At 39.0% G+C, this 26,690-nt stretch carries 25 protein-coding genes; 10 read left to right on the top strand and 15 right to left on the bottom strand.

Annotated features, from left to right (window positions below; all coding sequences use genetic code 11):
* Window positions 1-35: 35 nt before the first annotated feature.
* Genes V3I05_RS09275 through V3I05_RS09255 form a run of 5 tightly spaced genes read right to left on the bottom strand, consistent with a single transcriptional unit; the run spans window position 36 to window position 4,025 of the window.
* A complete protein-coding gene (locus tag V3I05_RS09275) occupies window positions 36-608 on the bottom strand; it encodes a phosphate signaling complex PhoU family protein (protein ID WP_295701550.1) in 573 nt (190 codons plus the stop codon).
* On the bottom strand, window positions 608-1,366 hold the full coding sequence (gene pstB, locus V3I05_RS09270; RefSeq protein WP_300448228.1) for a phosphate ABC transporter ATP-binding protein PstB: 759 nt from the start codon (window positions 1,364-1,366) through the stop codon (window positions 608-610). Before pstB ends, V3I05_RS09275 begins: the two co-directional genes overlap by 1 nt.
* A gap of 11 nt (window positions 1,367-1,377) precedes the next feature.
* Window positions 1,378-2,259, bottom strand: a complete 882-nt coding sequence (gene pstA, locus V3I05_RS09265; protein ID WP_300448231.1) for a phosphate ABC transporter permease PstA — start codon at window positions 2,257-2,259, stop codon at window positions 1,378-1,380.
* The gene (gene pstC / locus V3I05_RS09260) at window positions 2,252-3,124 is read right to left on the bottom strand and encodes a phosphate ABC transporter permease subunit PstC (RefSeq protein ID WP_300448234.1); all 873 of its coding nucleotides are present in this window, start codon (window positions 3,122-3,124) and stop codon (window positions 2,252-2,254) included. The genes pstA and pstC overlap by 8 nt, the downstream gene beginning before the upstream one ends.
* Window positions 3,125-3,161: 37 nt before the next feature.
* Entirely contained in the window at window positions 3,162-4,025 is an 864-nt protein-coding gene (locus tag V3I05_RS09255; RefSeq protein ID WP_300448237.1) for a substrate-binding domain-containing protein, read from the bottom strand.
* Window positions 4,026-4,581: 556 nt separating this feature from the next.
* Between V3I05_RS09255 and galE the strand changes: the two genes are divergently transcribed.
* Window positions 4,582-5,619: a UDP-glucose 4-epimerase GalE gene (gene galE, locus V3I05_RS09250; protein ID WP_300448240.1), complete on the top strand. Its 1,038-nt coding sequence runs from the start codon at window positions 4,582-4,584 to the stop codon at window positions 5,617-5,619.
* Window positions 5,620-5,764: 145 nt separating this feature from the next.
* Here the strand turns inward: galE and msrB are convergent, their stop codons facing one another.
* The 4 genes from msrB to V3I05_RS09230 form a co-directional block, all read right to left on the bottom strand.
* On the bottom strand, window positions 5,765-6,940 hold the full coding sequence (gene msrB, locus V3I05_RS09245; RefSeq protein ID WP_300448243.1) for a peptide-methionine (R)-S-oxide reductase MsrB: 1,176 nt from the start codon (window positions 6,938-6,940) through the stop codon (window positions 5,765-5,767).
* A gap of 84 nt (window positions 6,941-7,024) precedes the next feature.
* The gene (locus V3I05_RS09240) at window positions 7,025-7,927 is read right to left on the bottom strand and encodes a DMT family transporter (protein WP_300450728.1); all 903 of its coding nucleotides are present in this window, start codon (window positions 7,925-7,927) and stop codon (window positions 7,025-7,027) included.
* 50 nt (window positions 7,928-7,977) lie between these two features.
* Window positions 7,978-8,463 carry an ankyrin repeat domain-containing protein gene (locus V3I05_RS09235; protein ID WP_300448249.1) on the bottom strand — a complete coding sequence of 162 codons (486 nt, stop codon included), beginning with the start codon at window positions 8,461-8,463 and terminating at the stop codon, window positions 7,978-7,980.
* Window positions 8,464-9,169: 706 nt separating this feature from the next.
* Window positions 9,170-10,603 carry a catalase gene (locus V3I05_RS09230; protein WP_295701571.1) on the bottom strand — a complete coding sequence of 478 codons (1,434 nt, stop codon included), beginning with the start codon at window positions 10,601-10,603 and terminating at the stop codon, window positions 9,170-9,172.
* 178 nt (window positions 10,604-10,781) lie between these two features.
* Between V3I05_RS09230 and ribA the strand changes: the two genes are divergently transcribed.
* From ribA to V3I05_RS09185, 9 genes are all read left to right on the top strand, one after another.
* On the top strand, window positions 10,782-11,366 hold the full coding sequence (gene ribA / locus V3I05_RS09225) for a GTP cyclohydrolase II (protein ID WP_295701573.1): 585 nt from the start codon (window positions 10,782-10,784) through the stop codon (window positions 11,364-11,366).
* 20 nt (window positions 11,367-11,386) lie between these two features.
* Window positions 11,387-12,628 carry a molybdopterin molybdotransferase MoeA gene (locus V3I05_RS09220; RefSeq protein WP_343353409.1) on the top strand — a complete coding sequence of 414 codons (1,242 nt, stop codon included), beginning with the start codon at window positions 11,387-11,389 and terminating at the stop codon, window positions 12,626-12,628.
* A gap of 52 nt (window positions 12,629-12,680) precedes the next feature.
* Complete coding sequence (locus tag V3I05_RS09215; RefSeq protein ID WP_343353407.1) at window positions 12,681-12,905, top strand: MoaD/ThiS family protein; 225 nt, start codon at window positions 12,681-12,683, stop codon at window positions 12,903-12,905.
* On the top strand, window positions 12,905-13,351 hold the full coding sequence (locus V3I05_RS09210; protein ID WP_295701579.1) for a molybdopterin synthase catalytic subunit: 447 nt from the start codon (window positions 12,905-12,907) through the stop codon (window positions 13,349-13,351). The genes V3I05_RS09215 and V3I05_RS09210 overlap by 1 nt, the downstream gene beginning before the upstream one ends.
* Before the next feature lie 9 nt (window positions 13,352-13,360).
* Window positions 13,361-13,906, top strand: coding sequence for a molybdopterin-guanine dinucleotide biosynthesis protein B (mobB, locus tag V3I05_RS09205; RefSeq protein ID WP_300448261.1), 546 nt, complete (start codon window positions 13,361-13,363; stop codon window positions 13,904-13,906).
* 8 nt (window positions 13,907-13,914) lie between these two features.
* Window positions 13,915-14,445, top strand: coding sequence for a molybdopterin adenylyltransferase (gene mog / locus V3I05_RS09200; RefSeq protein WP_295701620.1), 531 nt, complete (start codon window positions 13,915-13,917; stop codon window positions 14,443-14,445).
* A 293-nt stretch (window positions 14,446-14,738) separates the two neighbouring features.
* Window positions 14,739-15,215: a cyclic pyranopterin monophosphate synthase MoaC gene (moaC, locus tag V3I05_RS09195; RefSeq protein ID WP_295701583.1), complete on the top strand. Its 477-nt coding sequence runs from the start codon at window positions 14,739-14,741 to the stop codon at window positions 15,213-15,215.
* On the top strand, window positions 15,205-16,554 hold the full coding sequence (locus V3I05_RS09190; protein WP_295701585.1) for a DNA recombination protein RmuC: 1,350 nt from the start codon (window positions 15,205-15,207) through the stop codon (window positions 16,552-16,554). The genes moaC and V3I05_RS09190 overlap by 11 nt, the downstream gene beginning before the upstream one ends.
* Before the next feature lie 258 nt (window positions 16,555-16,812).
* Window positions 16,813-17,196, top strand: coding sequence for a DUF1104 domain-containing protein (locus tag V3I05_RS09185; RefSeq protein ID WP_343353406.1), 384 nt, complete (start codon window positions 16,813-16,815; stop codon window positions 17,194-17,196).
* 19 nt (window positions 17,197-17,215) lie between these two features.
* Here the strand turns inward: V3I05_RS09185 and V3I05_RS09180 are convergent, their stop codons facing one another.
* The 6 genes from V3I05_RS09180 to V3I05_RS09155 all read right to left on the bottom strand — a co-directional run bounded on the left by V3I05_RS09180 (window position 17,216) and on the right by V3I05_RS09155 (window position 26,686).
* A complete protein-coding gene (locus V3I05_RS09180) occupies window positions 17,216-20,320 on the bottom strand; it encodes a CusA/CzcA family heavy metal efflux RND transporter (protein ID WP_343353405.1) in 3,105 nt (1,034 codons plus the stop codon).
* Window positions 20,317-21,279: an efflux RND transporter periplasmic adaptor subunit gene (locus V3I05_RS09175; protein WP_343353404.1), complete on the bottom strand. Its 963-nt coding sequence runs from the start codon at window positions 21,277-21,279 to the stop codon at window positions 20,317-20,319. Before V3I05_RS09175 ends, V3I05_RS09180 begins: the two co-directional genes overlap by 4 nt.
* Window positions 21,276-22,502 (bottom strand): TolC family protein, encoded by a 1,227-nt coding sequence (locus tag V3I05_RS09170; protein WP_295701595.1) that lies wholly within the window; start codon window positions 22,500-22,502, stop codon window positions 21,276-21,278. Before V3I05_RS09170 ends, V3I05_RS09175 begins: the two co-directional genes overlap by 4 nt.
* A gap of 11 nt (window positions 22,503-22,513) precedes the next feature.
* Entirely contained in the window at window positions 22,514-22,906 is a 393-nt protein-coding gene (locus tag V3I05_RS09165) for a FixH family protein (RefSeq protein ID WP_295701596.1), read from the bottom strand.
* A gap of 205 nt (window positions 22,907-23,111) precedes the next feature.
* The gene (gene feoB / locus V3I05_RS09160; protein ID WP_343353403.1) at window positions 23,112-25,289 is read right to left on the bottom strand and encodes a ferrous iron transport protein B; all 2,178 of its coding nucleotides are present in this window, start codon (window positions 25,287-25,289) and stop codon (window positions 23,112-23,114) included.
* Window positions 25,290-25,441: 152 nt separating this feature from the next.
* Entirely contained in the window at window positions 25,442-26,686 is a 1,245-nt protein-coding gene (locus V3I05_RS09155) for an Opr family porin (RefSeq protein WP_343353401.1), read from the bottom strand.
* Window positions 26,687-26,690 lie beyond the last annotated feature (4 nt).

Genomic DNA, 26,690 nt, shown 5'->3' with positions numbered 1-26,690 from the left:
CCTTTATCTTTTCTCCCATCTTTTTCCTTTTAGCGCTAAGCATAAGTCATAGCACTGATATGGTCGGCAATTTTTTCAAAATATTTTGATAACATAAGTATTTCAAGCCACCAATGCGCATCTTGATAGGAATTTTGAATATTTTGTGCAATTTGTGCTTTAACCTGCCTAAAACAAGAATCAATAATATCCTCTAACTCTTTTACACGTTGCATATGATTTTCCCTAAAAGCGCTAAACATCTCATAGAGCAGATTTGCCATTTTTCCTAAAAGGCTAAATCTATATGCTTGGGGCATATCGACAATAATTCTAGCGCTATTGAGTGAAATCTCCCCAATACGACGCAAATCCAGAATCTGCCGAATAATGCGTGTAATAGATTCTAAATCCTGTGCTACGGGCTGCTGCTTTAAGATAATCATCTCACAAGCGTGAAAAATATCTTTTTCAAGCCCATTAAGCTGCTCTACTATAAACTCAATCTCTTTTATATCCATTTTTGAATCACCAAAACACGCATATGCTAATGAATCTTCACTCAAAGAAAGCATTATATTGCATTGCGCATTAAGTGCATTAAGCTGTGCTGTATATACATCACGCATTATCCAAACCTCCCTGTAATGTAGTCTTTTGTCTTTTGTTCCTTGGGTGTGGTAAATATCTGCTCCGTGCTGTCAAACTCAATCATCTCCCCCATAAGAAAAAACGCCGTCTTATCCGCTATGCGAGCAGCTTGCTGCATATTGTGCGTTACTATCACGATACTATATTGCGATTTAAGCTCATTAATCAAATCTTCAATTTTAAGCGTTGAGATAGGGTCTAGGGCTGAAGTGGGCTCATCCATCAAAATCACTTCAGGCTTTAATGCTAGCGAGCGGGCGATACATAGTCTTTGTTGCTGCCCTCCGCTAAGTGCTAAGGCAGACTTATGCAGCCTGTCCTTTACCTCCTCCCACATATTCGCACTTCTCAAACAAGATTCTATACTCTCATCAATCTCTATCTTTTTAAGAGAATAATGTGTGCGTAAAGGAAATGCGATATTGTCATAAATACTCATAGGAAATGGATTTGGTTTTTGAAACACCATACCTACACGTTTCCGCAAAATATTAACATCACAACTTTTATCATAAATATCCTGCCCACAAAAGTGTATATCACCTTGTATTACGCAATTTTCCACTAAATCATTCATACGATTAAGGCTTTTTAAAAGTGTAGATTTACCGCAACCACTTGGTCCTATAAATGCACTGACTTCATTGCGCAATAAATCCAAATGGATATTTTTAAGCGCGTGAAATTGCCCATAGTAGAGATTTAAACACTCTATGTGAAAAACTATATTCTCCATTCTCTATACCTTTAATGCTTGTAGGGATTTAAATATGCTGCAAGAATGTGCGAGAGTGTATTTATTCCAATCACTATGAGAAGGAGGATAACTGCACTTGCATAGGCTTGTTCCATATATTGCCCCTCACTCAAAAGCGCATACATATGCACGCTTAATGTCCGCGAAGAATCATACAAACCTGCTATTTGGGCTACACTTCCTGCGGTGTAGAGTAATGCCGCGCTCTCCCCTACTATCCTCCCCACACTTAGCACGATTCCCGCTACAATCCCGCTCATCGCACAGGGCAAAATCACAACAAAAATAGTGCGCAGTAGTGAAGCTCCAAGCCCAAGTGAGGCTTCTTTGTAAGTGTGAGGCACTGCTCGTATTGCCTCTTGGGTATTGCGTAAAATAAGAGGTAGCACCATAATGGCTAAGGTTAAAGCCCCGCTTAAAAGGCTTAACCCAAATCCACAATACACAACAAACGCTAGGTATCCAAAAAGCCCATATACTATACTTGGAATCCCAGCAAGTGTTTCAATAGCTAGAACAACAAGACGCACAAGACGTGATTGTGAATGTGTGTATTCCTCTAAGAAAATAGCGCCAAAAATCGCTATGGGTATTGCTAAGAGAAGCGAAATAAACACTATGGTTATGGTATTAATAATTGCGGGGAGCATAGATACATTTTGAGTAGTGTATTCCCACTCAAAAAGATTGATATGAATATGCTGTATGCCATTAAGCAAAATATAGCCAATCACAAAAACAAACATAGCTCCGCATACAATCATAGAAATATGCAAGATAAAGGAAAGAGCGCAAGAAAGCTTATCCTTATGCGATATATCCCATTTATATTTTTCATACGCTTGGGTGATAGCTAGCAATGCTCTATTCATTCACACACCTCCTTTTTAACGCATTAAGACAAAGATTAATCATTAAAATAAAGACAAAAAGCACCACACACGAGGCGATAAGTGCCTCCCTATGCAAATCTGCAGCATACCCAAGTTCAAGCACAATATTTGTAGTAAGCGTGCGCACTCCATCGCTTAGGGATTGGGGGAATATGGGCTGATTCCCCGCAACGACAATTACTGCCATCGCCTCGCCAATCGCCCTTCCTGTGCCTAGAATAATCCCTGCTAGCACACCACTTTGCGCAGCCCTTAGCATTACGAAGAATGCCACACGTTCTTTACTCGCTCCAAGTGCTAATCCTCCCTCTAAATAAGCCTTATCAATGCCTTGAAGACTTATTTTAGACACAAGAATGATAGTTGGCAAAATCATTATCCCCAAAAGCACAGAAGCAGCCAAGAGACCCTTGCCACTTGTGCCAAGCAGAGAGGAAAGAAAGGGGACAATCACAATCAGCCCAAAAAATCCATACACTATACTTGGAATCCCTGCGAGTAGCTCCACAGCAGGATTTAAAACATATCTCACCCATCTATGAGCGAAAAACACCAAATAGATAGCACTTAACACACCGCAAGGCACACTTATTAAGAGTGCAAGTGCAGTTACATACACACTTCCTACAATCATAGGTGCAATGCCATAGACTTCCGCATTGGGCTGCCACAAAGAGCCAAAAATAAAATCCATAAACCCTATTTTCATAATGCTAGGGATAGAGGAAGTAAATAAAAAGATACATATTATTGCCACGGCAAACACACAGGCAAAAGCGCATAAGGCAAACAATATCTGTACACCCATTGCATAAAGATTTTTTATGCTTTTTACTTTAGTCATTATTGTCCTTTGAGCGATGAAATGCAGTGTCATTCTTTTATTGGTTAATGACTTCATTCCATTGTGCTGTATTACCCTCAAAAATAGCCTTGATTTGCTCTTTTCTTAAGGATTGGATATGATTTTTTGGATTCACAATCACAGCCAAACCATCAAGGGCAAGAACTTGCGTTGTCAAATTTTTAGCCCTTTCACTCTCTTTAAGCTCACGGCTTACCATACCAATATCCGCGATACCTTGCAGTGTAGCGCTAATACCTGTTGATGAATCAGATTGCTGAATCTCAATTTTTGCATTTTTATTTTGCGCTAAATAGACTTCTTTGAGCTTTTCCATAAGGGGCGTTATAGAGCTTGAACCTGCAATAACAAGCTTGCCGCTAGGATTTGCGGGGGTAAAGCTTTTCTCTCCCATAGGGATATATCCTGCTTTGACAACAATATCTTGAGCCTCTTGAGAAAGCGCAAACTGCAAAAAATCTTGCGCTAGAGGATTGTATTTATTTGTAACGACATTAAAAGGGCGCGAAAGAATGTATTGCTTGTTTTTCACCTGCTCTATGCTTGGCTCTACATCATTAATTTTTAATGCCTTAACAGATGAATTAAGAGAGCCTAATGACACATAGCCTATGGCGTCCTCATCAGTCGCCACACTCACAAGCATAACGGCAGTAGAGTTAGTAATCTCCGCTTTTTTAGATATATTGTCAATCTTTTTATCTTTGATAGTTTGGTAGATTCCAAAAAGTTCAACAAATGCGCTTCTTGTGCCAGAGCCATCCTCTCTTGAAATAATATGAATATCTTGAGCTTTTGCAAACCCAAGCGAAACACCAAAAACACTTAAAAGCACAAAACATAAAGACCAAAATCGGCTATGCCATATTAAATTTTTCACAATAAATCTCCTTAAATAGAGTAGTGTCATATTTGACAGATTGAAGTGTAAAAAAACGATGTAAAGTTCTATAAAGTAGAAAGTAAAGAATATGTAAAGTGATAATTTTCTAGGGTTTAAAATCTCGTGTCAATTACAAGAAGCAACAAACAAATGGGGGGGGGGCTAATGCTAGAAATAAATCTGCTACAAAACATCAAAACTAAACCAATACCTACCATATTCTCTTTAATTCTTACAACTATCTCTTCTTTTCTTAATCAAACTTTTATAGAATCTTTCTCTTAAGGATTCTCTATCATACATTCCTTATAATATTGTGATATATCCCTATATAAGGTCTTATTAGCACAGGTTTCGCACAAAGTTTCCATATATACACGCGGTGTTTATCCATATTTGCAAAATCTTGCTTGTATAAATCATTATCCCTAGCCTTAGTTCTGCGGGATTACTCATCACAAGCGCTAAAAGTGATAAATTAAAACTTGCTTAAGCTATTGAAGTTGAGTTTTTAGTTTATTTAAGGGTGTAGATTCTAATAAAAAGGACAAATATGGCATATCTTTTATTTACCGGTGCGAGTGGCTATATCGGCTCACATACAGCTTATTGCTTTTTAAAAAATACAGATTATCATTTAGTGATTATCGATGATTTAAGCACAGGATTCAAAGAGAATATCAACTACCTACAATCGTGCTTCCCACAGAGAATTACCTTTATTAAAAGCAATATTAATGACACAAAGCAAATGTGCTCTTTGTTTGAAACTTACACATTTGAAGCCGTGATACATTTCGCAGCCTCACTCATCGTGGGAGAATCTGTATTCAAACCCATTGAATACTACACAAATAATACCCTAAACACAACAAACCTTATCGCCCTATGCGTAGAATATGGCATATCAAAGTTTATTTTCAGCTCCACAGCCGCTGTGTATGGTGAGCCTCCCCTAGAGCTTATACCTATTGATGAGAATGCCCCGCTTTTGCCTATTAATCCCTATGGGGCGTCAAAAATGATGAGCGAGCGAGTGCTACAAGATAGTGCATTAGCTTATAAACACTTTGAATATGTTGCTCTGCGCTATTTTAATGTCGCTGGAGCGAGTATGGATAACACCCCTGAAGGGCTTAAAAATCATCAAGGTTTGGGACAAAGAAGTAAAAATGCTACACATCTTATCAAGGTCGCCTGTGAATGTGCCTGTGGCAAAAGGGAGAGTATGGGCATTTTTGGCGTGGATTATCCTACTAAAGATGGCACTTGTGTGCGGGATTATATCCACATTGATGATTTAGCCACCGCACACCTTGAGGCATTGCACTATCTGCAACGCACCAAACAATCAAATATATTTAATGTAGGCTATTCTCAAGGATATAGCGTAAGAGAAGTGATTGATATTGTCAAAGAAGTAAGTAGCGTTGATTTCAAAGTTATAGAATCTGCTCGTAGAGAGGGCGACGCTATCGCTCTAAGTGCGAAAAATGAAAAGATTCTCTCCCTCACACAATGGAAACCACAATTTAATAATTTAAGGTTGATTGTCAAAAGTGCGTATGAATGGGAGAAAAGTCTAAGATAGGTGCTTAAAATCATTTGATGAAGAATTATATCTTCTTAGCCACTAAGTGGAATACAATATCCAGATTCTATTATAGTTATGGTGTGTCATTTATCACGGTTCATTCTATTTCTGCATACACTTGTGAGGTAGCCAATTAAAGTATTTAATCCACCAAATGCAGCAAATGCCCGTAGCCCTGCTTTTCCATATCTTCTTTTGGGATAAACTTCAAAGATGCGCTATTAATGCAATAGCGCAACCCTCCAGCTTCTCTTGGACCATCATCAAAGAGATGTCCTAAATGTGCATTTCCTCCCTCACTTCGCACTTCTATGCGACTCATACCATAGCTATTATCAGCTAATTCTTTCAAGTTCGTGCCTGAAATGGGCTTAGTAAAGCTAGGCCAACCCGAGCCAGAATCAAACTTATCTTTTGAAGAAAAGAGCGGCTCACCTGTGGTTATATCGACATAAATGCCCTTTTTGTGATTATTCCAATATTCGTTTCTAAAGGCAGGTTCTGTGGCATTTTGTTGCGTTACACAATATTGCAATTCACTAAGATTCTGTTTCAAAACTGCATCGCTTGGGGCAGTATATGTCTTTTGTGCTTCAAGGCTTTGCTGCCATATTGATGACTTTGAGGACAAAGGTGTGCTTTGCGAATTTTGTGCAAATCCTGTCAAACTCGTATCTCTAGCATTTTTTGCGTATTCAAACTTATCTTCGCCTATATGACAATAGCCATTTGGATTCTTATCGAGGTATTTTTGGTGATATTCTTCAGCCTTGTAGTAGTTTTTAAGTGGTAGCAATTCGATGGCGATTTTCTGCCCTTGATATTTTTGTGCCAAATTTTCAAGTGATTTTTTTGCGATTGCCTCATCATCAGAATCCACAAAATAAATGCCTGTGCGGTATTGTGTGCCTTTATCATTACCCTGCTTATTCACAGAAGTAGGATCAATCACCTTATAATACATATCAAGCAAAAAAGAGAGGCTTACTATCGTAGGGTCATACACGATATGCACTGCTTCCGCGTGATTGGTATTTTTATACACCACATCTTCATAGCTTGGATTCGCTATCCTGCCATTAGCATAGCCCACATCAGTTGCCACCACGCCCTTGATAGAATCAAAATATTTCTCCACACCCCAAAAGCAGCCACCTGCAAGATAAATTTCCTTATGTCCGTCCATCACTTTCTCCAATATATCAGTATTATCAGGCATTTCGCCTTTATTGTTCACTTTGCTTTTATTGCCGACCACAGCATACGCAACAACCGCAATGAGCGCAAAAAATCCTAGAAAAACCAGCAGTTTTTTCATTATTTATCCTTGCTTTAACTTTTTATAAGTGTATTTTGTTTTCTTAAATAAAGAGGTTAGCCCACTTTGCTTAAAATCTAAAAATCATTTTTGACTTAAAAATATCCCAAAAAGCGTTAATATCCCACCGATAATAATATACAAACTGATACTTTCTCCTAAAAGAATACAAGCAGCACTCACACCCACTACAGGCACAGCATAGATATATACACTCGCTTTAAGAGAACCTAAAAATTTAAGACTCATATTCCAAGTCAAATAGCATAACCCAGAAGCCACAACACCCAAAAACAATAGGTTGAGTGCATTTGTTATATCCATATAGCGCGAGAAATGCAAAATGGCTTCAAAATCACCATTTATAATGCCATTTTCATAACACATAACGGGTAAAGTCCAAATCAGCCCATAAAAAAAGATTTTCTTTAGAATTACAATATGAGAATAAGCCTTAAAATGTTTAAAAATCATCTCTAAAAACAATGTATAAATCGACCATGTAAGCCCAGCCAAAATACACAAAAAATCTCCCACAGGGTAGATTTCTATATGAAAATTTCCCTGAAAAATGACTAAAATAATCCCAACACACGCAAAAATAAAGCCAAAAATAAAAAATCTGCTCATTTTTTTATGATAAAAAATTGCAAATAATAGTCCCGTAAAAAAAGGATTGATTGCTACAAGTAACGAGGCATTAGACGCACTTGTGTATTGCAGAGCAATATTTTCAGCTAGAAAATACAAACACCCACCAAAAAGCCCAGCAAATATAAAAATCACTTCATATTTTAGCCCACAAAAGCCGATACTATGCCTACATAGCGCACTTAAAAACACAAAAGCAATCAAAAAGCGGATAAATAAAATCTCGCTAGGAGCGAAATCTGCTAATAATATCTTTGTCGAGCTAAAGGTAATGCCCCACACTCCAATCGTAAAAATCGCAAGAAAATGCCCTTTGAATGATGAATTTAAAAGCATAAGAAGCTCATATTTTGATATCCTTATAACATTACAAGATTTTAAGAAACTTAGAAAGTATCTCTTCTTATGTCCTTCACACACATCAAAAACATACTGATTTTTTGCATTAATGTGAGTTTCTTTTTAGACTTTTTTAGAAGTAGAGGGATAATGTCTTTGTGTCTAAACATACAGGCGCAATTCATCGGTGTAAGCCCCATTCCATTATCAATATCAGGGTCCGCACCATATTCAAGTAGTAATTTTGCCATATCTGTATAGCCTTTGAAGCACACACCAGCAAGGGGTGTTTGATTTTTATCATTCTTCTTATCGACCTTCGCACCTCGCTCTAGCAGCATTTTTACCACTTCTATATTATTATGATATGCGGCTAACATTAGCAACGTATTGCCTTTGTGATTAGCTAGATTAATATTTAATCCCGCATTTAGCATTATTTCTAAAGATTCTTTATCATTTTCTCGTGCGAAGTCAAATGCCTTAGCGCAAAATTCCTCGAGTTTTTGCTCTTCTTGTGGCGTAAGTGTCATATTGCTCCTTTTCTCATTGCTGCTTAGAATCTATCTTTTGTATGCATTTTTGATATTTTACTTTATGCTATTTTATAAGGCATTCCAAATATATTTTATAAATTGATTAAAAATCTTATCTATAATACTTAAGACATAAATCCAGCATATCCACGTATACACAGGGTGCAGAATCACATCATTTATCATTGCAAAATTAAAGAATAGAGCTAAAGCCTTATTTTGCCCTTGCAGAGTTTCAAAATGTTTATCTACACTTGCAAAGCAATGCTTCTTTAGAAAAGATCTTACTTTGCATCTGCAGCCCTCCTAAGGCAAATCTAGTAACAGCAAAACTACGAGGACAAAAGAAATTTCCTGTAAAACAAAGTTTTTTAGAAAAGCACACACTTAGTAAATATACTTGCTTTGATTGTCATACGCACGAAGTGTTTGCTAGACTACCTTTCTCACTTCACACTTGCAGAGTGAGTTTCTAAGGTTTAAAAATCTTACGGCACAGGAAATATAAAAATATCTGTGTGATATTTTTATATGTAAAAGTGAAATAGCCTATTTCCTGAATCCACATTTACTGCGGGTTTATGAAATATTTACAATACCCTGCAAGAGAGGGATTAAAGACAGAGAAGCCGACGTTATCCCATCATACGTGGAGTATTGGGAATCCACTTCCCTACGAGCGCAAATACTTTAATATAAATCCTTACAGCACTAGCTCCTCTACACGTTTGCCATAAGCAGGATCAGCCTTTTTAAAATGCTCAATTTGACGCTTTTTAATATCCGCTGGCACACCTTCCATTGCCTCTTTGATATTTTGACACAACGCCTCTTTTTGTGCATCATTCATTAAGCGATACAAATCTCCGGCTTGGACATAATAATCATCTTCTGTATCTCTGTGATTATATCGCATCGCTACATCGCCTCCTTGTGTATGTAATGGCGGCTCAATAGCATTGCTATCTTCGCTATAATCATCAAATTTACTTGGATTGTAGTTACGTTCCCCACCAAATTTACCCATCTGCATATAGCCATCTCGCTGTGTATTGGATACAGGAGAAATTGCCGCATTCACAGGCAATTGCGTATGATTAATACCTAATCTATATCGCTGCGTATCGCCATAGGCAAACAATCGCCCTTGTAGCATTTTATCGGGGCTATACCCAATGCCCGGCACGATATTAGCAGGATTGAAAGCTGCCTGCTCTACTTCAGCAAAATAATTTTCAGGATTCTTATTAAGCTCTAAAATCCCCACTTCAATCAATGGATAATCTTTATGACTCCATACTTTTGTTAAATCAAATGGATTAAAGCGATAATTCGCTGCGTCTTTTTCAGGCATTATCTGCACACAAAATCGCCATTTAGGAAAGTTACCTTTTTCGATATTTTCAAACAAATCGCGTTGATGGGATTCTCTATCATTTGCGATAATCTCTGCGGCTTCTTTATTGGTGAGATTGTGGATACCCTGCATAGATTTGAAGTGAAATTTCACCCAAAATCGTTCATTTCTTGCATTGATAAAGCTATATGTATGGCTGCCAAAGCCGTGCATTTCACGATAACTGCGGGGAATGCCTCTATCGCTCATCAAAATCGTTACTTGATGTAAAGATTCAGGGTGTAAGCTCCAAAAGTCCCACGCTGCTGTCGCACTTCTTAGATTCGTCTTTGGGTCGCGCTTTTGCGTATGGATAAAATCAGGGAATTTCAAAGCATCTTTGATGAAGAACACAGGCGTGTTATTACCTACAATGTCCCAATTACCCTCATTTGTGTAAAATTTCAACGCAAATCCTCGCACATCACGCTCCGCATCTGCTGCACCTCTCTCACCTGCGACGGTTGAAAATCTTAAAAATGCCTTTGTTTTTTTGCCCACTTGACTAAAAATATCCGCCTTAGAATATTTCGTAATATCATTAGTGATAGTTAGCTCACCATACGCCGCACTGCCGTTTGCATGCACTACTCGCTCGGGGATTCTCTCCCTATCAAAATGTGCGAGCTTCTCTAAAAGCCAAGTATCTTGCAAAAGCACACTTCCGCGGGCTCCTGCTGTCATTGAGTTTTGATTATCGCCAATGGGTGTTCCTGTCGCTGTTGTCAATTTCTTTGCCATTTTTTCTCCTTTGTATTAATTTGACTTTTTTAATTTAGCTAAAAATAATTAATAGATAATAATTATCCTTTATAAATTGATAAGCCATAAAAAATTATATGCAGATTTAATAAATTATTTTACAATGCGCTTTCTCAAAAATAAGACATTTTGCACTGCTATATATTAAAGGATAAATATGGAATATGAGGTATCACAGCAAGCAAAGCTCCCTACGCGTTTTGGAGATTTTCTTGCTATCAGCTTTCGTGAATATATCACTAAAGAATCTTCAAAAGAACATCTTGTAGTTTTCACATCGCATTTAGGAGAGATTCCTCTTGTGAGAATTCACTCTGAATGCCTAACTGGCGATGTTTTTGGTTCAAAAAAATGCGATTGCGGGAATGAACTCGCCCTTGCAATGGAACAAATTGCACGTAATGATGAGGGTGGAATGCTTATCTATTTACGTCAGGAAGGACGTGGCATAGGGCTATTTAATAAAATCAATGCGTATGCCTTACAGGACAAAGGCTATGATACGGTGGAGGCAAACCACGAATTAGGCTTTGAAAGTGATTTAAGGACTTATGAAATCGTGGGGGAGATTTTGAAGCATTTTCATCTCACACAAATTAATCTTTTAACAAACAATCCGCGAAAAATCAACGCCATAAAACCTTATGCAAAAGTTGTGCGCCATAGTATTATCACTCCTACTAATCCACATAATCAAGGCTATTTAGCAGTAAAAAAGCAAAAACTAGGACATTTGCTTTAAACTCAATATAAGGAGGCAATATGGCAGACTATCCTACCCTTATTAGCTATGATGAGGCTGTAAAAATCCTAAATACCCTGCCTATCAAGCCTCTTGGCACCCAGCAAGTGCATTTTAAAAACGCACTTCATAGAATCTGCGCAGAAGATATAACCGCTCCGTGTGACGTTCCATCTTACCCAACATCAGCAATGGACGGCTATGCGATAAATTTTGAAGATATGCCTACATTGCTTACAAATGGCTTAGAAATTTTGCCGCCCAACAAAGCAGGGAATCCTAACCGCCCCACCTTACAAAGAGGATATACGATAAAAACTTTTACAGGCTCTTTGCTGCCCATAAATGCAGATACGCTTATCATTGTCGAGCATATCACATTAAAAGATAACAGAATCTTTTTAAACACATCAGCAGATAATATCAAGCCACATCAGTGGATTCGTCAAGCGGGCGATAACTACAAAAAAGGTGAGGTGCTACTCAAACAAGGTGATAAAATCGGCGCTTTTGAAATAGGCTTACTCGCTGAACTCAATCAAAACTTCCTCCAAGTCTATCAAAAGGCGCGCGTGGGGATTCTCTGTGTGGGCGATGAAATCATCGAGGTAGGCGAGGAAAAAAAGTATGAAAATGTCGTTAGAAGCGTCAATCCCCATCTTTTAGAATCTATTTTATTGCAAATGGGGCAAGAGCCTATGGTGTATCCCTTGCTTAAAGATGATAAAGCGATGATTAAAGCCGCATATGAACGCGCTTTGCGTGAGTGTGATATGATTATCAGCACTGGCGGTATGAGTATGGGAGATTATGACTTCACACAAGATGTGATTAAAAAAATGGGGCAGATTCATTTCAAAGGTGTGCGATTGAAGCCGGGTAAGCCTGTGGCGTGTGCATCTTGTGGTGATACATTTATCTTAGGGCTACCCGGATTCCCTAATTCTTGCGCGGTAACCTTCCTCCTCTTTGGCTCTATTATTCTCGCGCGATTACAGGGTAGAATCCACAAGCCCACTTTCTTTAAGGCGCGTTTGCTTGAAAATATCAAAAGAGTGGATACGCGTATGGAATTCCGTGCTTGTGAGATTTATAATGATGAGCAGGGCACGTTTAATGTAAGCTTTAGTGCGAAAAAATCCCTCCAAAGCTCAATGATTAACAATCTTACGCATAATACCGCCCTAGCGATTTTAGAGGAGAATGGCAGTGATTTGGCAGCAGGAGAGGAAGTCAAAGTGATGTTTTTAAATCACTTTTAACTTCAGCTTTGGTATGCTTTACATATCAATAATCACGCAGCAAGGAATGTTTATGGTGAAAGTTGAATTTTTAGGTCCTATGAGTAATATCCCCTCACGTGAGCTAGAAGTCCAAAGTCTTAAGGAGCTAAGAGAGATTTTATCCCAAGATGAAACTTTGCATTGTTGGCTTGAAATCAGTGCAGTAGCTGTCAATGATGAAATCATAGAGGACATTAGCTATCCCCTAAAATCAGGCGATAAGGTCGTGCTACTCCCTCCTGTATGCGGTGGCTAATGCTTGAGCTATATCAAGGGGCATTACCCGCCGCGGAGATTTACACACAATGGGAGCGATTAGCTCAAGATTCTAATGCTGGGGCGCTAAGCGTTTTTACCGGTATCGTGCGTAAAGAATCCCAAATCAACGCCCTAAGCTTTGATATTTACAAGCCGCTTTTGCAAAAATGGTTTGATAAGTGGCAGCAGAAAGCGCAAAAAGAGCATAATGCCTATATCTGTATGGCGCATAGCATCGGCGATGTCCAATACTCCCAAAGCTCCTATATGTGCGGGATTATCTCCTCTCACCGCAAAGAAGCTTTTGAAGTATATATGCCTTTTATTGAGGATTTTAAGGCAAATGCGCCCATTTGGAAATATGATATTATCAATCAGCAGAGAATCTATGCGCAAAAACGTAGCAAACCTTTAGCAGGTAGCGGCATTCTAGCCAAACGTTGAGGACATCTTATGCAAGATTCTAAAAAGCCCATTGTCTTTGCCTTTAGCGGGAAAAGCAATAGCGGCAAGACTACGCTTATCTGCAAATTATGCGAGTATTTGCAGCATTGCAAAATAGCAGTTATCAAACACGACCCAAAGGATAAGGCAATGTTTGATACAAAGGGCAAAGATTCTTATGAGTTTTTTCAACGCTCCCACGCAGTCGCCCTTATCTCCCCTACACGCACTACCCTGCAGCTAAGGCACGCCTCCCCACATACAGAATCTACCCAAACCCAAGCCTTTTATGAAGCCCTAAATATGTTTCAAACGTATGATTATGTATTTATCGAAGGGCTTAAAACACTACCATTCCCGCGTATCGTGGTGGCAAGAGAATATATAGAATCTGCTTATATCCCCTATGCAAATGCCTTTGCCATTGATGAAAGTGTGGCAAATACACAGATTCTGCCCACGCATTTGCCTATCTTGCCACTCAATGATATTGCAAAAATTACAGATTTTATTCATCAATTTTCCCATACCCACCCCACTACAAAGGAGATATAATGCAAGATATGCAGACAATCCATATTGGCGTGCTTGTCTCTAGTGATAGAGCTGCACAAGGCATATATGAAGATATATCGGGCAAGGCAATACAGGAAGTGCTTGAGCGCTATATCCTTAATCCTTGCCAATACCACTATCATATTGTGAGTGATGAGCAGCAAGAGATAGAATCTTGCCTCAAAGATTTAAGCGATAAGCAAGGCTGTGATTTAATTGTTACCACTGGTGGCACAGGCCCAGCAAAGAGAGACGTAACGCCCGAAGCGACACAAAATGTATGTCAAAAGATGTTACCCGGCTTTGGGGAGCTTATGCGAAGTGTGAGTCTAAAATATGTGCCTACGGCGATTTTATCGCGGCAGAGTGCGGGTATTAGAGGCAAATCTTTGATTATCAATCTCCCGGGTAAGCCCAAAAGCATTGAAGAATGTCTAGCAGCGGTATTCCCCGCTGTGCCTTATTGTATTGATTTAATCGAAGGAAATTATATTTACCCCAATACACAATACATTCAAGCCTATCGCCCTAAATCCTAAAGCATACTTAAGGTAGTAAGGCGAATCTCGTAAAATTAAGTAGGAGTATTTGCATTATTATAAAGAATTTTGTATTCTATTTTTCACAAAGAAGATTTTAACCCTTATCCCCTTCGCGCTACTAAGAGGCTAGGAATAGAGATTCTATACCTTAGAAACTCACTTGAGAACCAAACGAAGTGTGGTTATAAGTGCATCCCTCAAGTGCGAAGCTGGATTTTATATCGTGCGAAGCAAGAGCCTTATGCGGCGTGAAACCCCAATAACATAGAAACATAACATAAAGGAGCATTATGCAGATTACTCATCTTAATGAACATCACAATCCCACAATGGTCGATGTGAGCGATAAGCACATTACTACACGTGAGGCTTATGCGAGTGGCATTATCACTATGAGCGCGGCAGCTTTCAAAGCAGCTATCACTCACACGGGTAAAAAAGGTTCAATCACGCAAACTGCGATTATTGCCGCGATTATGGGGAGTAAAAAAACAAGCGAACTCATTCCTATGTGCCACCCGCTTATCATCAATAAAATCAATGTCGATATTACGCCCGATGAAAAGACCCATAGCATTAAGCTTGGCGTGTTGGTAAAGTGTGAGGGTAAAACCGGCGTGGAGATGGAGGCGCTCACAGGCGTGGGTATCGGGCTACTTACCATTTATGATATGCTGAAAGCCATTGATAAGCGTATGGAGATTCATCACATTCACTTGGATTCTAAGAGTGGTGGGAAAAGCGGGGAGTTTCATTATGATAGCTGAAATGATTTCTATCGGTTGTATAGGGCTAATATGTGGGGCTTTGGGTATGTGGATATGGCAGAAAAGCACATTAAAAGCCCTAAAATCCACATATCAATATGAGATAGAGCAATACAAAACACAGATTCAAAGCCTCTCTACCTCGCTCACACAGGCACAAAGCAATATGCAAATGATAGAATCTAGTTCTACGCAGCGATTAGAAGATATGCAAAGGCATTTTGAGGAGCGAATAGCACAGGAAAAGACACACGCACAGCAGCTTTTGCAGCATTTACAAGAGCAATACACGCTCACACAGGAGGAGGCGCAAAAAAGAGAGGAGAAAAACAAAGAGGAGCTAAAAAATGCCTTTAAGGCTTTGGGGGCGGATATTTTGCAAAAAAATACACAAATTTTCAATGAAAATCAAACCCTTTCCCTGCAACCTCTAAAAGATGAAATCAGCAGATTCTCAAAACAGCTTTATGAAAGCCACACGAGCACTATTAAGCAGCATACTACCCTTAGCACACAAATAGAGCAGCTTCACAAGCTCAATATGCAGCTTTCAACTGATGCGCATAATCTCACAAATGCCCTTAAGGGCGAGAATAAAACGCAGGGAAATTGGGGGGAAATTATCTTGCAAAGGGTGTTTGAAAGTAGTGGATTGCAAGAGGGGCGTGAATATGAACTACAAGCTAATATGCACGATGAGGAGCATAATAAACTCCGTCCAGATGCTATTATCAAGCTTCCTAGAAGCAATGGTGAGGAGCGGTGCGTGATAGTCGATGCAAAAACCTCGCTTATTGCGTATGAAAGGCTATGCAATGCTCAAAGCGAGCAGGATAGAATCTTAGCCCAAAAAGATTTAGCAGATTCTATAAGGACGCATTTTAAGGGCTTAAGCCTGAAAGGCTATCAGCAATACACTCAAGGACAAAAGCTTGATTTTGTGCTGATGTTTATTCCTATTGAGGGGGCATTTTTAGAAGCCATGCAGCATAATGCAAACCTCTATGATGAGGCGTATCAAAAAGGTGTGGTGCTTGTCTCTCCTACTACAATTATGGCGGTTTTGAAAATCATCAATAATCTATGGCAGATGGAATATCGCAACAAAAATATTGATAAGATTTTTGAGGAGATTCACAGGCTTTTTGAGAGTATTAGACGATTTGAGGGGACTTTGGAGAAACTAGGACAGAATATTGGCACACTTTCTAAAACGTATGAAGATGTGATGAAAAAGTATGAGGGCAATCAGGGCATTGCAAACAAAAGCGAAAAAATTCAGCAATTGCTAAAGGGCGCAGGGGTGGAATCTATAGAATCTCTACCCTCTGCAGATTAAAATCTACTTAATTTTAGTTTTATCAAAATTATCTTTAAGGATTATAATTTTATACCCACCAACAACACATCATTTTTCAACAATTGAAGATATAGCCCTCCTCTTGATAAAATCTATTGATTTGTGTTTCAAATTATTTTTCCATTTTTCAAAAAGCATACATCACTCTTTAATTTATAGAATTACTCTTATTTTTTATATAAAATTAAGCCAAAATGCTTAACAATATCATCTCAATTTCATCATAAAGGAGCAGTTATGAAAGTAACTAAAATTTTGTTGGTAGCGGCTTTGGCTTTTTCTTTTGGCTATGGTATCGACCTTAGCAAGAAAAAAGACGATGATTTGGTGAAACTTCAAGGCACACTAAAGGGTGAAGATGCTGTTGATTTAGCATTGGAAGTGCGCAAAAGAGTGGCTAAAATGAGCGAAAAGAATAAGCCTAAATATATGGAAAAAGTAAAAGCAGCCTTTGAAAAAGCTACTGATAGTTGGAATGCTAAAGAGCTTCGCGCTTATAAAAAAGCCCTAAAAGAAGGTGTAAAAGCTCGTGTAGAAAAAATGAGCGATGCAGACAAAAAAGCTTATGGCTTTGATGAAGCTAGTGGCTGCCCTATGCACGCTGGTGAGCATAAGCACTAAAAACTTTCATTCTCTTTGTCTAGGACAAAGAGAATCCCTCCTTTTTCAATATCATCAAATAAAAGCATATCGGTATAATAAAAAGTGTCAAAAGTGCACTTGTTATCATTCCTCCTAGCATAGGTGCTGCAATGGCTTTCATTATCTCGCTTCCCACACCTTGAGCATACATAATAGGCATTAAAGAAGCGATAATGCTTATTGCCGTCATTAGTTTTGGGCGCACTCTTTGTGCCGCGCCTCTCATCACGCACGATTTCAAGCTTTCTATCGTAATGTATTGGGCAATGCTTTGCGTATCTTTGTAGCTTTGCTGTAAATAGAGCAACATCACAATGCTTGTTTCAGCCGCAATCCCAAGCAATGCCAATAACCCCACAATACCGGCTATGCTAAGGTTATAACCTAGTATCTCCATCATCACAAATCCCCCTAAAATCGCAAAAGGCAATGTCAAAAAGCAAAGCAAGGTATAACCCCAATGTCTTAAGGCTAAAAAAATCAAAATAAAAATCGCAAATATACTTAAAGGCACGATGTAGCTTAATGTATCAAGCGCCTTTTGCAGATACTCGCTCTCCCCGCTAAATTCATAATAGTACCCATTAGGCAACTCAATATCGCTTAAAGCTTGCGTAGCAAGCTCCTTGTATATCTTTGCACTTACATTATACTTAGGCGTGATATAGATAAAATTCACCCCCAAGCCCTTTTCACTCTTTAGCTCCATAGGTGCATTCACATACTCCACATCTACCAAACTCCCTAAAGGACGGAATCCAAAGTTAGTTTTGACAAAAATTTCTTTGATAGATTCAATATCATTTCTCTGCACATCTTGCAAACGCACAGAAATAGGATAATTCTCCACGCCATTAATCTGCCTTGTAATTTCAATACCCCCTAGCGCGGAATTAAGGACATTAAATATCTTTTCTTTTGATAGCCCATATCGAGCTAATTTCTCATCATTGATATTTAAATCCACATAATACCCGCTATTTGCCCTCTCTGCAAAGACAGAGAGTGTTTGTTCTAGGGTTTTAAGGCGAGATTCTATCTGTAAAGATACATCTTGCAATATCTTTCTATCATTCCCATAAAGCTTAATCCCTAAAGGTGTGCGAATGCCGGTTAAAAGCATATCTGTGCGTCCGCGTATAGGATAAGTCCAAGAGTTCGTAAGCCCCGCAATCTGCAAAGCATCCTCAAACTTATCGCGTAGCTGCGCATAAGAGATTTTCTCCTGCCATTGTGATTGTGGCTTTAAATGCACATACACTTCTAGCATAGACAGGGGTGCTGGGTCTGTGCTTGTATTTGCTCTCCCCACCTTGCCAAAGACAAGCTCCACTTCATCAAAGCTATAAAGTATAGAATCTACCTTTTTGAGATAGGCTAAGCCTGTTTGTATATTCATCGATACATGACTCACAGGCATATACATCACCACACCCTCATTGATTTGAGGCATAAATTCCCAATTGAGATGTTTATATATCACATACAAAAGGCTTAAAAATAATAAACACAGAGCTAAAAATATCCATTTGATTTTTAATGCAAAAGTGAGTGCTTTCTCATAAATGCGGATAAAAAAGGTATTGATCACATTTTTATCTTCAGGGATAATCTTACCCTTGATACATATTAGCATTAAAATAGGCACGATAGTGATAGAGAGCAACGCCCCAATAAGCATAGCAAAGGTTTTAGTAAAGGCTAAGGGCGTAAAAAGTCGCTCCTCCTGTCCGCTTAAAGCAAAAATAGGTAGAAAAGACACGACAATAATAATCAAAGCAAAAAATACAGATGCACCTACCTGCTGTGCGCTTTTAAGGATTGTCTCCCTTCTCTCATATTCAGTATATACAGGCTTATGGGCGAGATTCTTATGTGCATTTTCTATCATCACTATCGCCGCATCGACCATCGCCCCAATAGCAATAGCAATACCCCCTAAACTCATAATACTAGATTCTATCCCAAAAATCGCCATCAGTAAAAAGCTATACAGCACACATAGCGGCAAAGTAACAATGATAATAAGCGCACTTCTAAAATGCAGCAAAAATACCGCACTCACAAGCAAAACAATAACACTCTCCTCAAGCAATGTCCCCAAGAGATGAAAAATCGCCTTTTGGATAAGCTCACTCCTATCATACACGCTTTGAATCTGTACTTCATTATGACTTTGATTGAGATGTGCAATTTTCTCTTTGATTCTCTGCAAGGTGTCATAGGTATTACCGCCATATTTTACCATCACAATCCCGCCGACTACTTCCCCCTGCCCATTTAAATCCGCAGACCCCCTACGAGGTGCGGGGACAAGTCGCACAGAAGCGACATCACTCACGCGCAATGGTGTAGAATCTATCACTCTAATGACAATATTTTCTAAATCCTCAATGCCCTTGATATAGCCATTTGCGCGGATAATCTTCTCAAATCCCGCTTCAAATATCACACCTCCCCCACTCTCATTATTCGCCCTGGCCACCGCAGCAGTTACTTCCGCTAAATCCACATCATAGCGCACAAGCTTTGCATTATCTAATGTGATTTCATAATTTTGCCTAAAGCCCCCGATAGTAGCGACCTCACTCACTCCATCAATACCTAGTAGTGCATATTTGTAATAAAAATCCTGCAAACTCCTTAACTCTGCTAAATCCTTTGTCTTGCTAATAAGGGCATATTGATACGCCCAACCCACACTTGTAGAATCGCTCCCCAAGGCAATTTTCGCATTCGGTGGAAGATTGCTCACTTGGGCTAATTGCTCTAAAACGCGACTTCGCGCCCAATACAAATCCGTCTTATCCTTAAAAATCACATAAATGAGTGCATTCTCATAACCTGAAATCCCCCGCACACTCTCCACGTTAGCAATTGCCATAAGGGAGCTTGTAAGCGGATAAGTTACTTGTTCCTCGATAATTTTCGCACTTTGATTAGGGAAATCTACTTGCACGATGACTTGAGGTGGCGTTAAATCCGGCAGCGCATCAAGCCTTAGCTTTTGTAAAAAATAGAGTGAAAGCAAAGTGAGTAAAAAAACCGCTAAAAGTACGATGAGCTTGTTTCTCACGCTCCATACAATAATATGATTTATCACTCATAATCTCCATTATTTTGCGCATCAGAATCCAAAATAAACAGCGCATTTTGAGCGACTTTTTGACTTTCATCTACCCCACTTAAAATCTCATAAAACTTCGTGCCCATAATGCGTTTAGCCTCCACTTCTTGGGGTAAAAATGCCCCATCATCCTCCACAAACACAAAATACTTCCTATCCTTGTAAAGCACGGCATTACTTGGTAATGTCAGCCTCTGGGTAGCAGGAGATTCTATAAACACATAGGCAAACATATCAGGGAAAATATCACCCTTAGCATTATCTATCACAAAACGCGCTTTTAAAAAGCCCTCACTCACCTGCGGATACACCATTTCAAGCTCTGCAGGGATTTTTTCACTATTGCCTTCAAACATTATATATGCCTTCGTGCTACTTGCTTTTAAAAATGCTAAATCCTCTTGATTAATACTCGCTATCGCCCACACTTTATCAAGGTTGATGATTCTAAACACCTCATCGCCCTTTTTGACGCCACTTCCCACATTCACATTTTTTGTAAAGACTACGCCATCAATAGGTGCATAAAATGTTACTTCATTAAGAATCTTATGCGTTTTTGCTATCTTATCAATCTCTTTAGAATCCACGCCTAAAAGTGCTAATTTTTCATTTGAAAGCCTGTTTCTTGTAGCTAGAAACTCGCTTTGTGCATCAATTAGCTCTGCTGAATACAGTGAAAAAAGCGGCTCTCCTTTTGCTACTTGTGTATAAATCTTATCCACAAAAAGCTTTTGTATGAAGCCATCTACCCGCACACTAAGGCTTATATTGCGGCTTTCATCAGCGCTAATAGTGGCATAATATTGTTTGATTTGTGCGATATTTTGCTTTTTCGGGCTAATGGTAGGTATGCTAAATACCGCTTGAGGCTTTTGAGCCGCCATTGCAAACACACTTGCCAACACAATGGCACATATAAATGTAAGCTTCATATCTCCCCTTTAAGGCTTCTAAGATTCCAATATGCAATATACATTTGAGCGAGCATCTCTAAACGCAAGATATGTGTATCAATCTCATCATTCATTGCATTATAAAACTCTAAAAATGCACTACTTTGGCTTGTGGAGTGGTGCTTGTAGAGATTACTTATTTTTTGATTTGAGGGCAACAAAGTATCCTCAATAAGTTTAAGATTTTCCTGCAAATTTGTGAGTTTAGCTTGGAGATTAAAGGCTGTGTGCTTGATAGTATTTTGCATCTCTGCAATGCCGCTTTGGGAAAGCATATTTTCATAGCTACCCTGCTTGACAAGCTGCCTTTCTTTGCCATAAATAGGCAGTGGGATAGAGAGTGAGAGGGCAAACATATCAGGCTTTGAGACACGATACATATAACTACCACTTATAGTTAAATCTCCAATATAGGACTTTTTGGCAAGATTAAGAGAATCTTTTGCGATACTATCGCGCAAAAGGGCGATTTGAATCTCATAATTATTTTGCAAAATATCTTTTATAAAATCTGCCCTTTGGACAGATTTTAAAGCCTTTTCATCAGGCGTAGGTGGCGTGAGATTGGTTGTATGTTCAAAACTCACTTCGCTTATAACAATATGCGATGTTTGTAGTTGGTTTTGTATATCATTTTGCTTGATTTGTAGCTTTGCTTTTAGGAGATTAAGCTTATTAAGCTGCAAGGGGTTAAAGTTACTTGATTTGTGCAAACTCGCCATAAGCACATCAAGATTCTTAATCGCATCTTGGGTAAAGACAAGAATCTGCTGATTTTTCTTAACGTTAATAGATTCTATAAGCATAGAAAGTATGTATTGATTTTTCAAAGATTTAAGCTCAAGGAGCTTGATATTGGATTGTTTACGAGTGATTGTGCCTTGCAGATTCCTTTTAGCATTAATATCAAGATTCTGCCCCACACTCACAAAAATATTTTGCATATCATTTGCGCTAAGGTTAAGCGGCGTAGGCACTTGGGCATTACTCATTCCAAAGCTAAGGCTAGGGTTATCCCATTTAGATTCTGCTCTAGATTGATGTTCTAAAGCCTGTATTTCATATTCGAGCTGCTTTATCTTTTCATTCTTACTAAGCTCATTTTGCAAGAGCGCGCTAAACTCCTCCGTGAGACTCTCTCCTGCATTTAAGGCACTTAGCATAAAGAACGCGAGAGCAAGAATCAAAGGAGCATAACGCATTTTTATCACAATTAAAAATCAATACTGCTTTTTGCTTGATATTTAGTGCCATCAACGATAAATATGATTCTAATCTGCCAAGTCCCCCCGTGCGGGAAGCTCACCACTCCACTAAACTTATCACCACTTGCACTCATTTGCGCCTCTTCGGTCATCTTTGGCATACCGGACATTTCAGGCATACCAAAAGTTATCTTAAGCTCTGTGGGCTTAATTACCTTACCATCTTTTTTGATTACGACTTCAAAATTATTTTGCCCCGCAGTGAAGTTTTTAGCACTTGAGAAGGTAATCGCAAAATCCTTATGTGTGATTTCTTTATCAAAAGCACTCGCCATACATACGCTAAACACACACATAAAGACTACAACAAGCCATTTTTTAGACATTTGAAATACACGCATCTGCTCTCCTTTAACTCATATACAATCTTAAGAACCACAAATTATATGCTAGTTTTTTAAATACGTTTATACAATACATCAGCCATTCCACTGCCCTTTAGCATTCCAAAACTTGAGTATAAACTCCTAAATGATGGAAAATTATCCCTTACAAAATGAAAAAAGCTTTGTTTTATTTGTTATTCAAAAGTGATTGAACAATACCCTACTCTACAATCCACCGCGCAATGTTATATCCTACAAGGGCAAAGATATATGACACCACACTTGTAAAAAGAAACAAATATGCAATATATCGCTTTCCACCTGCCTCCTTGCCAAAGACAATGCTTGAGGCAAAACAGGGATTATAAAACATAATAAACAAAATAAAAGCAATAGCTGTGGGCAGAGAAATATACTCCCGCAATATATCGCGTAAAGGCATGTCATTATTCTCATCTATATCATTGCCAAGTGCATACAACACTCCCATACTTGAGATAATCATCTCCTTTGCCAAAAGCCCATTAAGAAGCGACACTGAAAGCTTCCAATCAAAATCCATAGGTATAAACACAGGCTGTATAAACTGTCCTATACGCCCTAGATAGCTTTGCTCCACTAATGCCGCCTGATAATTATGCTCTATCTCATCAATCTGTTCTTGCAATGCCTCCCTTTCCTCATCATTTGCTTCCTCCATACGCTCCTCTAGTGTTTCTACAGATTGACTCATTTGCGCTTCTAGAGCTGGATTCTTAGGGAATTGTGTCCCTACCCAAATAATCACAGAAGCAAGGAGAATATATGTCCCGGCTTTTTTCACATATCCCATCGCCTTATGCCATATACCAAAAGCCACAAGCCGCGCACTTGGCAAGCGATACTTAGGCATTTCCATCACAAATGGCTCATCATCCCCACTAAACGCTGTGAGTTTAAGAATCTTTGCCATACATAGCCCCACCAATGCGCCAAAGATATACACACCATAGAGAACATTACCCGCCACCTGCGGAGCAAAAAACGCTCCGATAAAAAGCGTATAAACAGGTAGCCTCGCGCCACAGCTCATAAAGTTAATAATAAAGAGTGTGAGCATTCTATCATTGCGGTTTTTTAACATTCTTGCGCTCATAAATGCTGGGACAGAGCAGCCAAAGCCTGTTACAAGCGGGATAAAGCTTTTCCCGTGCAAACCAAACTTATGAAAGAATCCATCGAGCAAAAACGCCACACGTGCCATATATCCCGTACTTTCTAATAGCACGATTCCAAAAAAGAGTATCAAAATATGAGGTAGAAAACTTAAAACCGCTCCAACCCCCGCGATAACCCCACCAGAGAGCAAAGAAGCCAAAAACTCATAGGGTAGATGCTCCTCCACCCATTCCCCAAACATCTGCATACTATCTTCAATCCACTCCTTAGGAAACTCTCCCAAATAAAATGTAAGCTGAAACAAAGCCCACATCAACAACAAAAATATAGGTATGCCTAGATACTTATTAAGCAAAATGTCATCTATCCTTTGCGTGAGGGACACTCTCTTTTCCGCACTTAGATGGCTAGATTCCATACTTGCGCCCTTTGCGAAACCAAGAACATCATTATTAAAAATATCTCGCACATTTTTTTCCCCACTTTGTGTATAGAGCTTATTAATGCATTTTTGGGCAAAAGCACTTATCTCACCCCAACAGCCCTTATCGTGCAATGCCTTACTTAGCGCATTATCCTGCTTTAAAAGCTTAATAGCCACATCGCGCATATTTTGTATATCCTTACGTCCCTGCTTTATTAGCTGCTCCACCTCATCATAATGCTTTTGACTAAGAAAATCTTCCAATGCTAAAATTTCATTTTCTAAAAAGTCTGCATATACGCGCTTATTTGACTTTGAATCTTGTGTAGCTACCTTGATGAGTGTATCAAGCAGCATATCCATATTCTCACCATAAAATGCCGATACGCTCACGCATTCCACGCCAAGTATGCTACCTAAAATCTGCGTGTCAATGTGGATTCCCTCTTTTTTTGCCTCATCACTCATATTAAGTGCCAAGCACATAGGTGTATGCAGCTCCAAAAGCTGTGTGCTAAGGAATAAGCACCGCTCCAAATTCGTAGAATCTGCTACATTAAGGATTACATCATATTTTTCATTTTCTAAAAACTGCCGTGTTACGCGCTCCTCAAAGGAATAATCATTCAGTGAATAAGTGCCGGGCAAATCGATGATTTTTAGCATATAGCCCTTGTGTTCTATCTGCGCCTCGTGTTTTTCAATGGTTACGCCAGTAAAGTTCCCTACTTTTAAATGCGCTCCGCAGATTTTATTGATAAGAGAGCTTTTACCCACATTGGGCTGCCCTACGCATACAATCATAATTGTTTTCATCGTGTATCCTAAATGTCATAAGACGTGTATCCTAAATGTCATAAGATTTGCTAGATTCTAAAGGTGATATTCTAACTTACTTTAGCATCTTAAGTCAATAAAATTCATATTTATTCTTAAGTTTCTCTCATTATGCTAAATAGCACAACTACTTAAAATGCGAGCTTCATACCAAGATTCACATTTGTGGTATGTGGATAATACCTCTGTGCACCCCCGTGCGTATTAAGCACATTTAAAATCGCGCTTAAATGTTCTGTAAAGCCAAAATCAAGCAAGAGATTGACTTCATTTATCCTGTCATAAGGATTTTGTATGTTATTAAGGCTTATTGCGCGGAATTTCGTGCTGCCATACACTACTGCAAAGCTCACTCTATCAATAGCAAACATCACTTTCCCATACCATAAATTCGCATCAACACCCTCTAGTAATGCCCTGCCACCCCACATAAAAAACGGACTCACACTATTGCCAAGCGTATTGAGCGACCCCCAGCCGATATTCGCGCCACTTGCGATAAAGCCTCCACTTGCTTCAGCCATCTCCTTGACGCCCACATATATTTTCACATCGGTATTATAACCATTGCCATACTCGCCATTTGCCCTACCATAGGTTTGCTCAAAGCTTGTGGTAAAATGTCCGCTCAAGCCGATATAAGATTGTGAACTTTCATATCTCGCACTTGCCTTTATTCCTGCTGCATAGAATATTTCAGGATTTGCCATACCATAGAATTTAAGACTAAACTTATCGCCAATATGATACTTAAAACTCGCCTGTGTCAGCCCTAGTGCATTGTGTGGATTAACATTATAGAATCCTGTCATTTTGTTATATTGCACATAGCCATTGCTCTTTACCCATAATGCCTCAATGAGCGTATTAGGCAAGGAACGATTGCGGATATTCACACCATCTATGAGCCTATCCGCCCATTCAAAATCCGCAAACACCCGCCCCATTCTAATGCTCGTATCACCATCAAAATATTCTATATAGGATTGCCCAAGCATAGTGCGGTCATTCATATAAAAATCCCTTGAAGCATCACCTGTGCCATAGCGTCCGGGATTGTTTAAGAGTGCATTTCCACTCCATTGAGAATCTTTATCATATTCATATAATGTCCCTACCGCGCGGAAGCTCACCGCCACACGCAAATACTTCCAAAACGCAGAATGATAGGCTAAGCCCACACTTGCTACCGCATATCCTGCTTCGCTTAAGTCATTTTTCAAAGCAGGATTTGTTGTGCTTTTCACGCCGCTTGTATAGTTACCATAAAAGGTAATATCGCCGCTTGAAATGCCATTCTCTAGCGCATCATCAATACTATCATAAGCCCACAGGCTGCTCCACATTCCCAAAGCTAAAAACATCTTTTTATACATTACC

It is taken from the genome of Helicobacter mastomyrinus (assembly GCF_039555295.1).
In the GTDB taxonomy this organism is placed as follows: domain Bacteria; phylum Campylobacterota; class Campylobacteria; order Campylobacterales; family Helicobacteraceae; genus Helicobacter_C; species Helicobacter_C mastomyrinus.
This window is presented reverse-complemented; position numbering and strand designations above follow the sequence as displayed.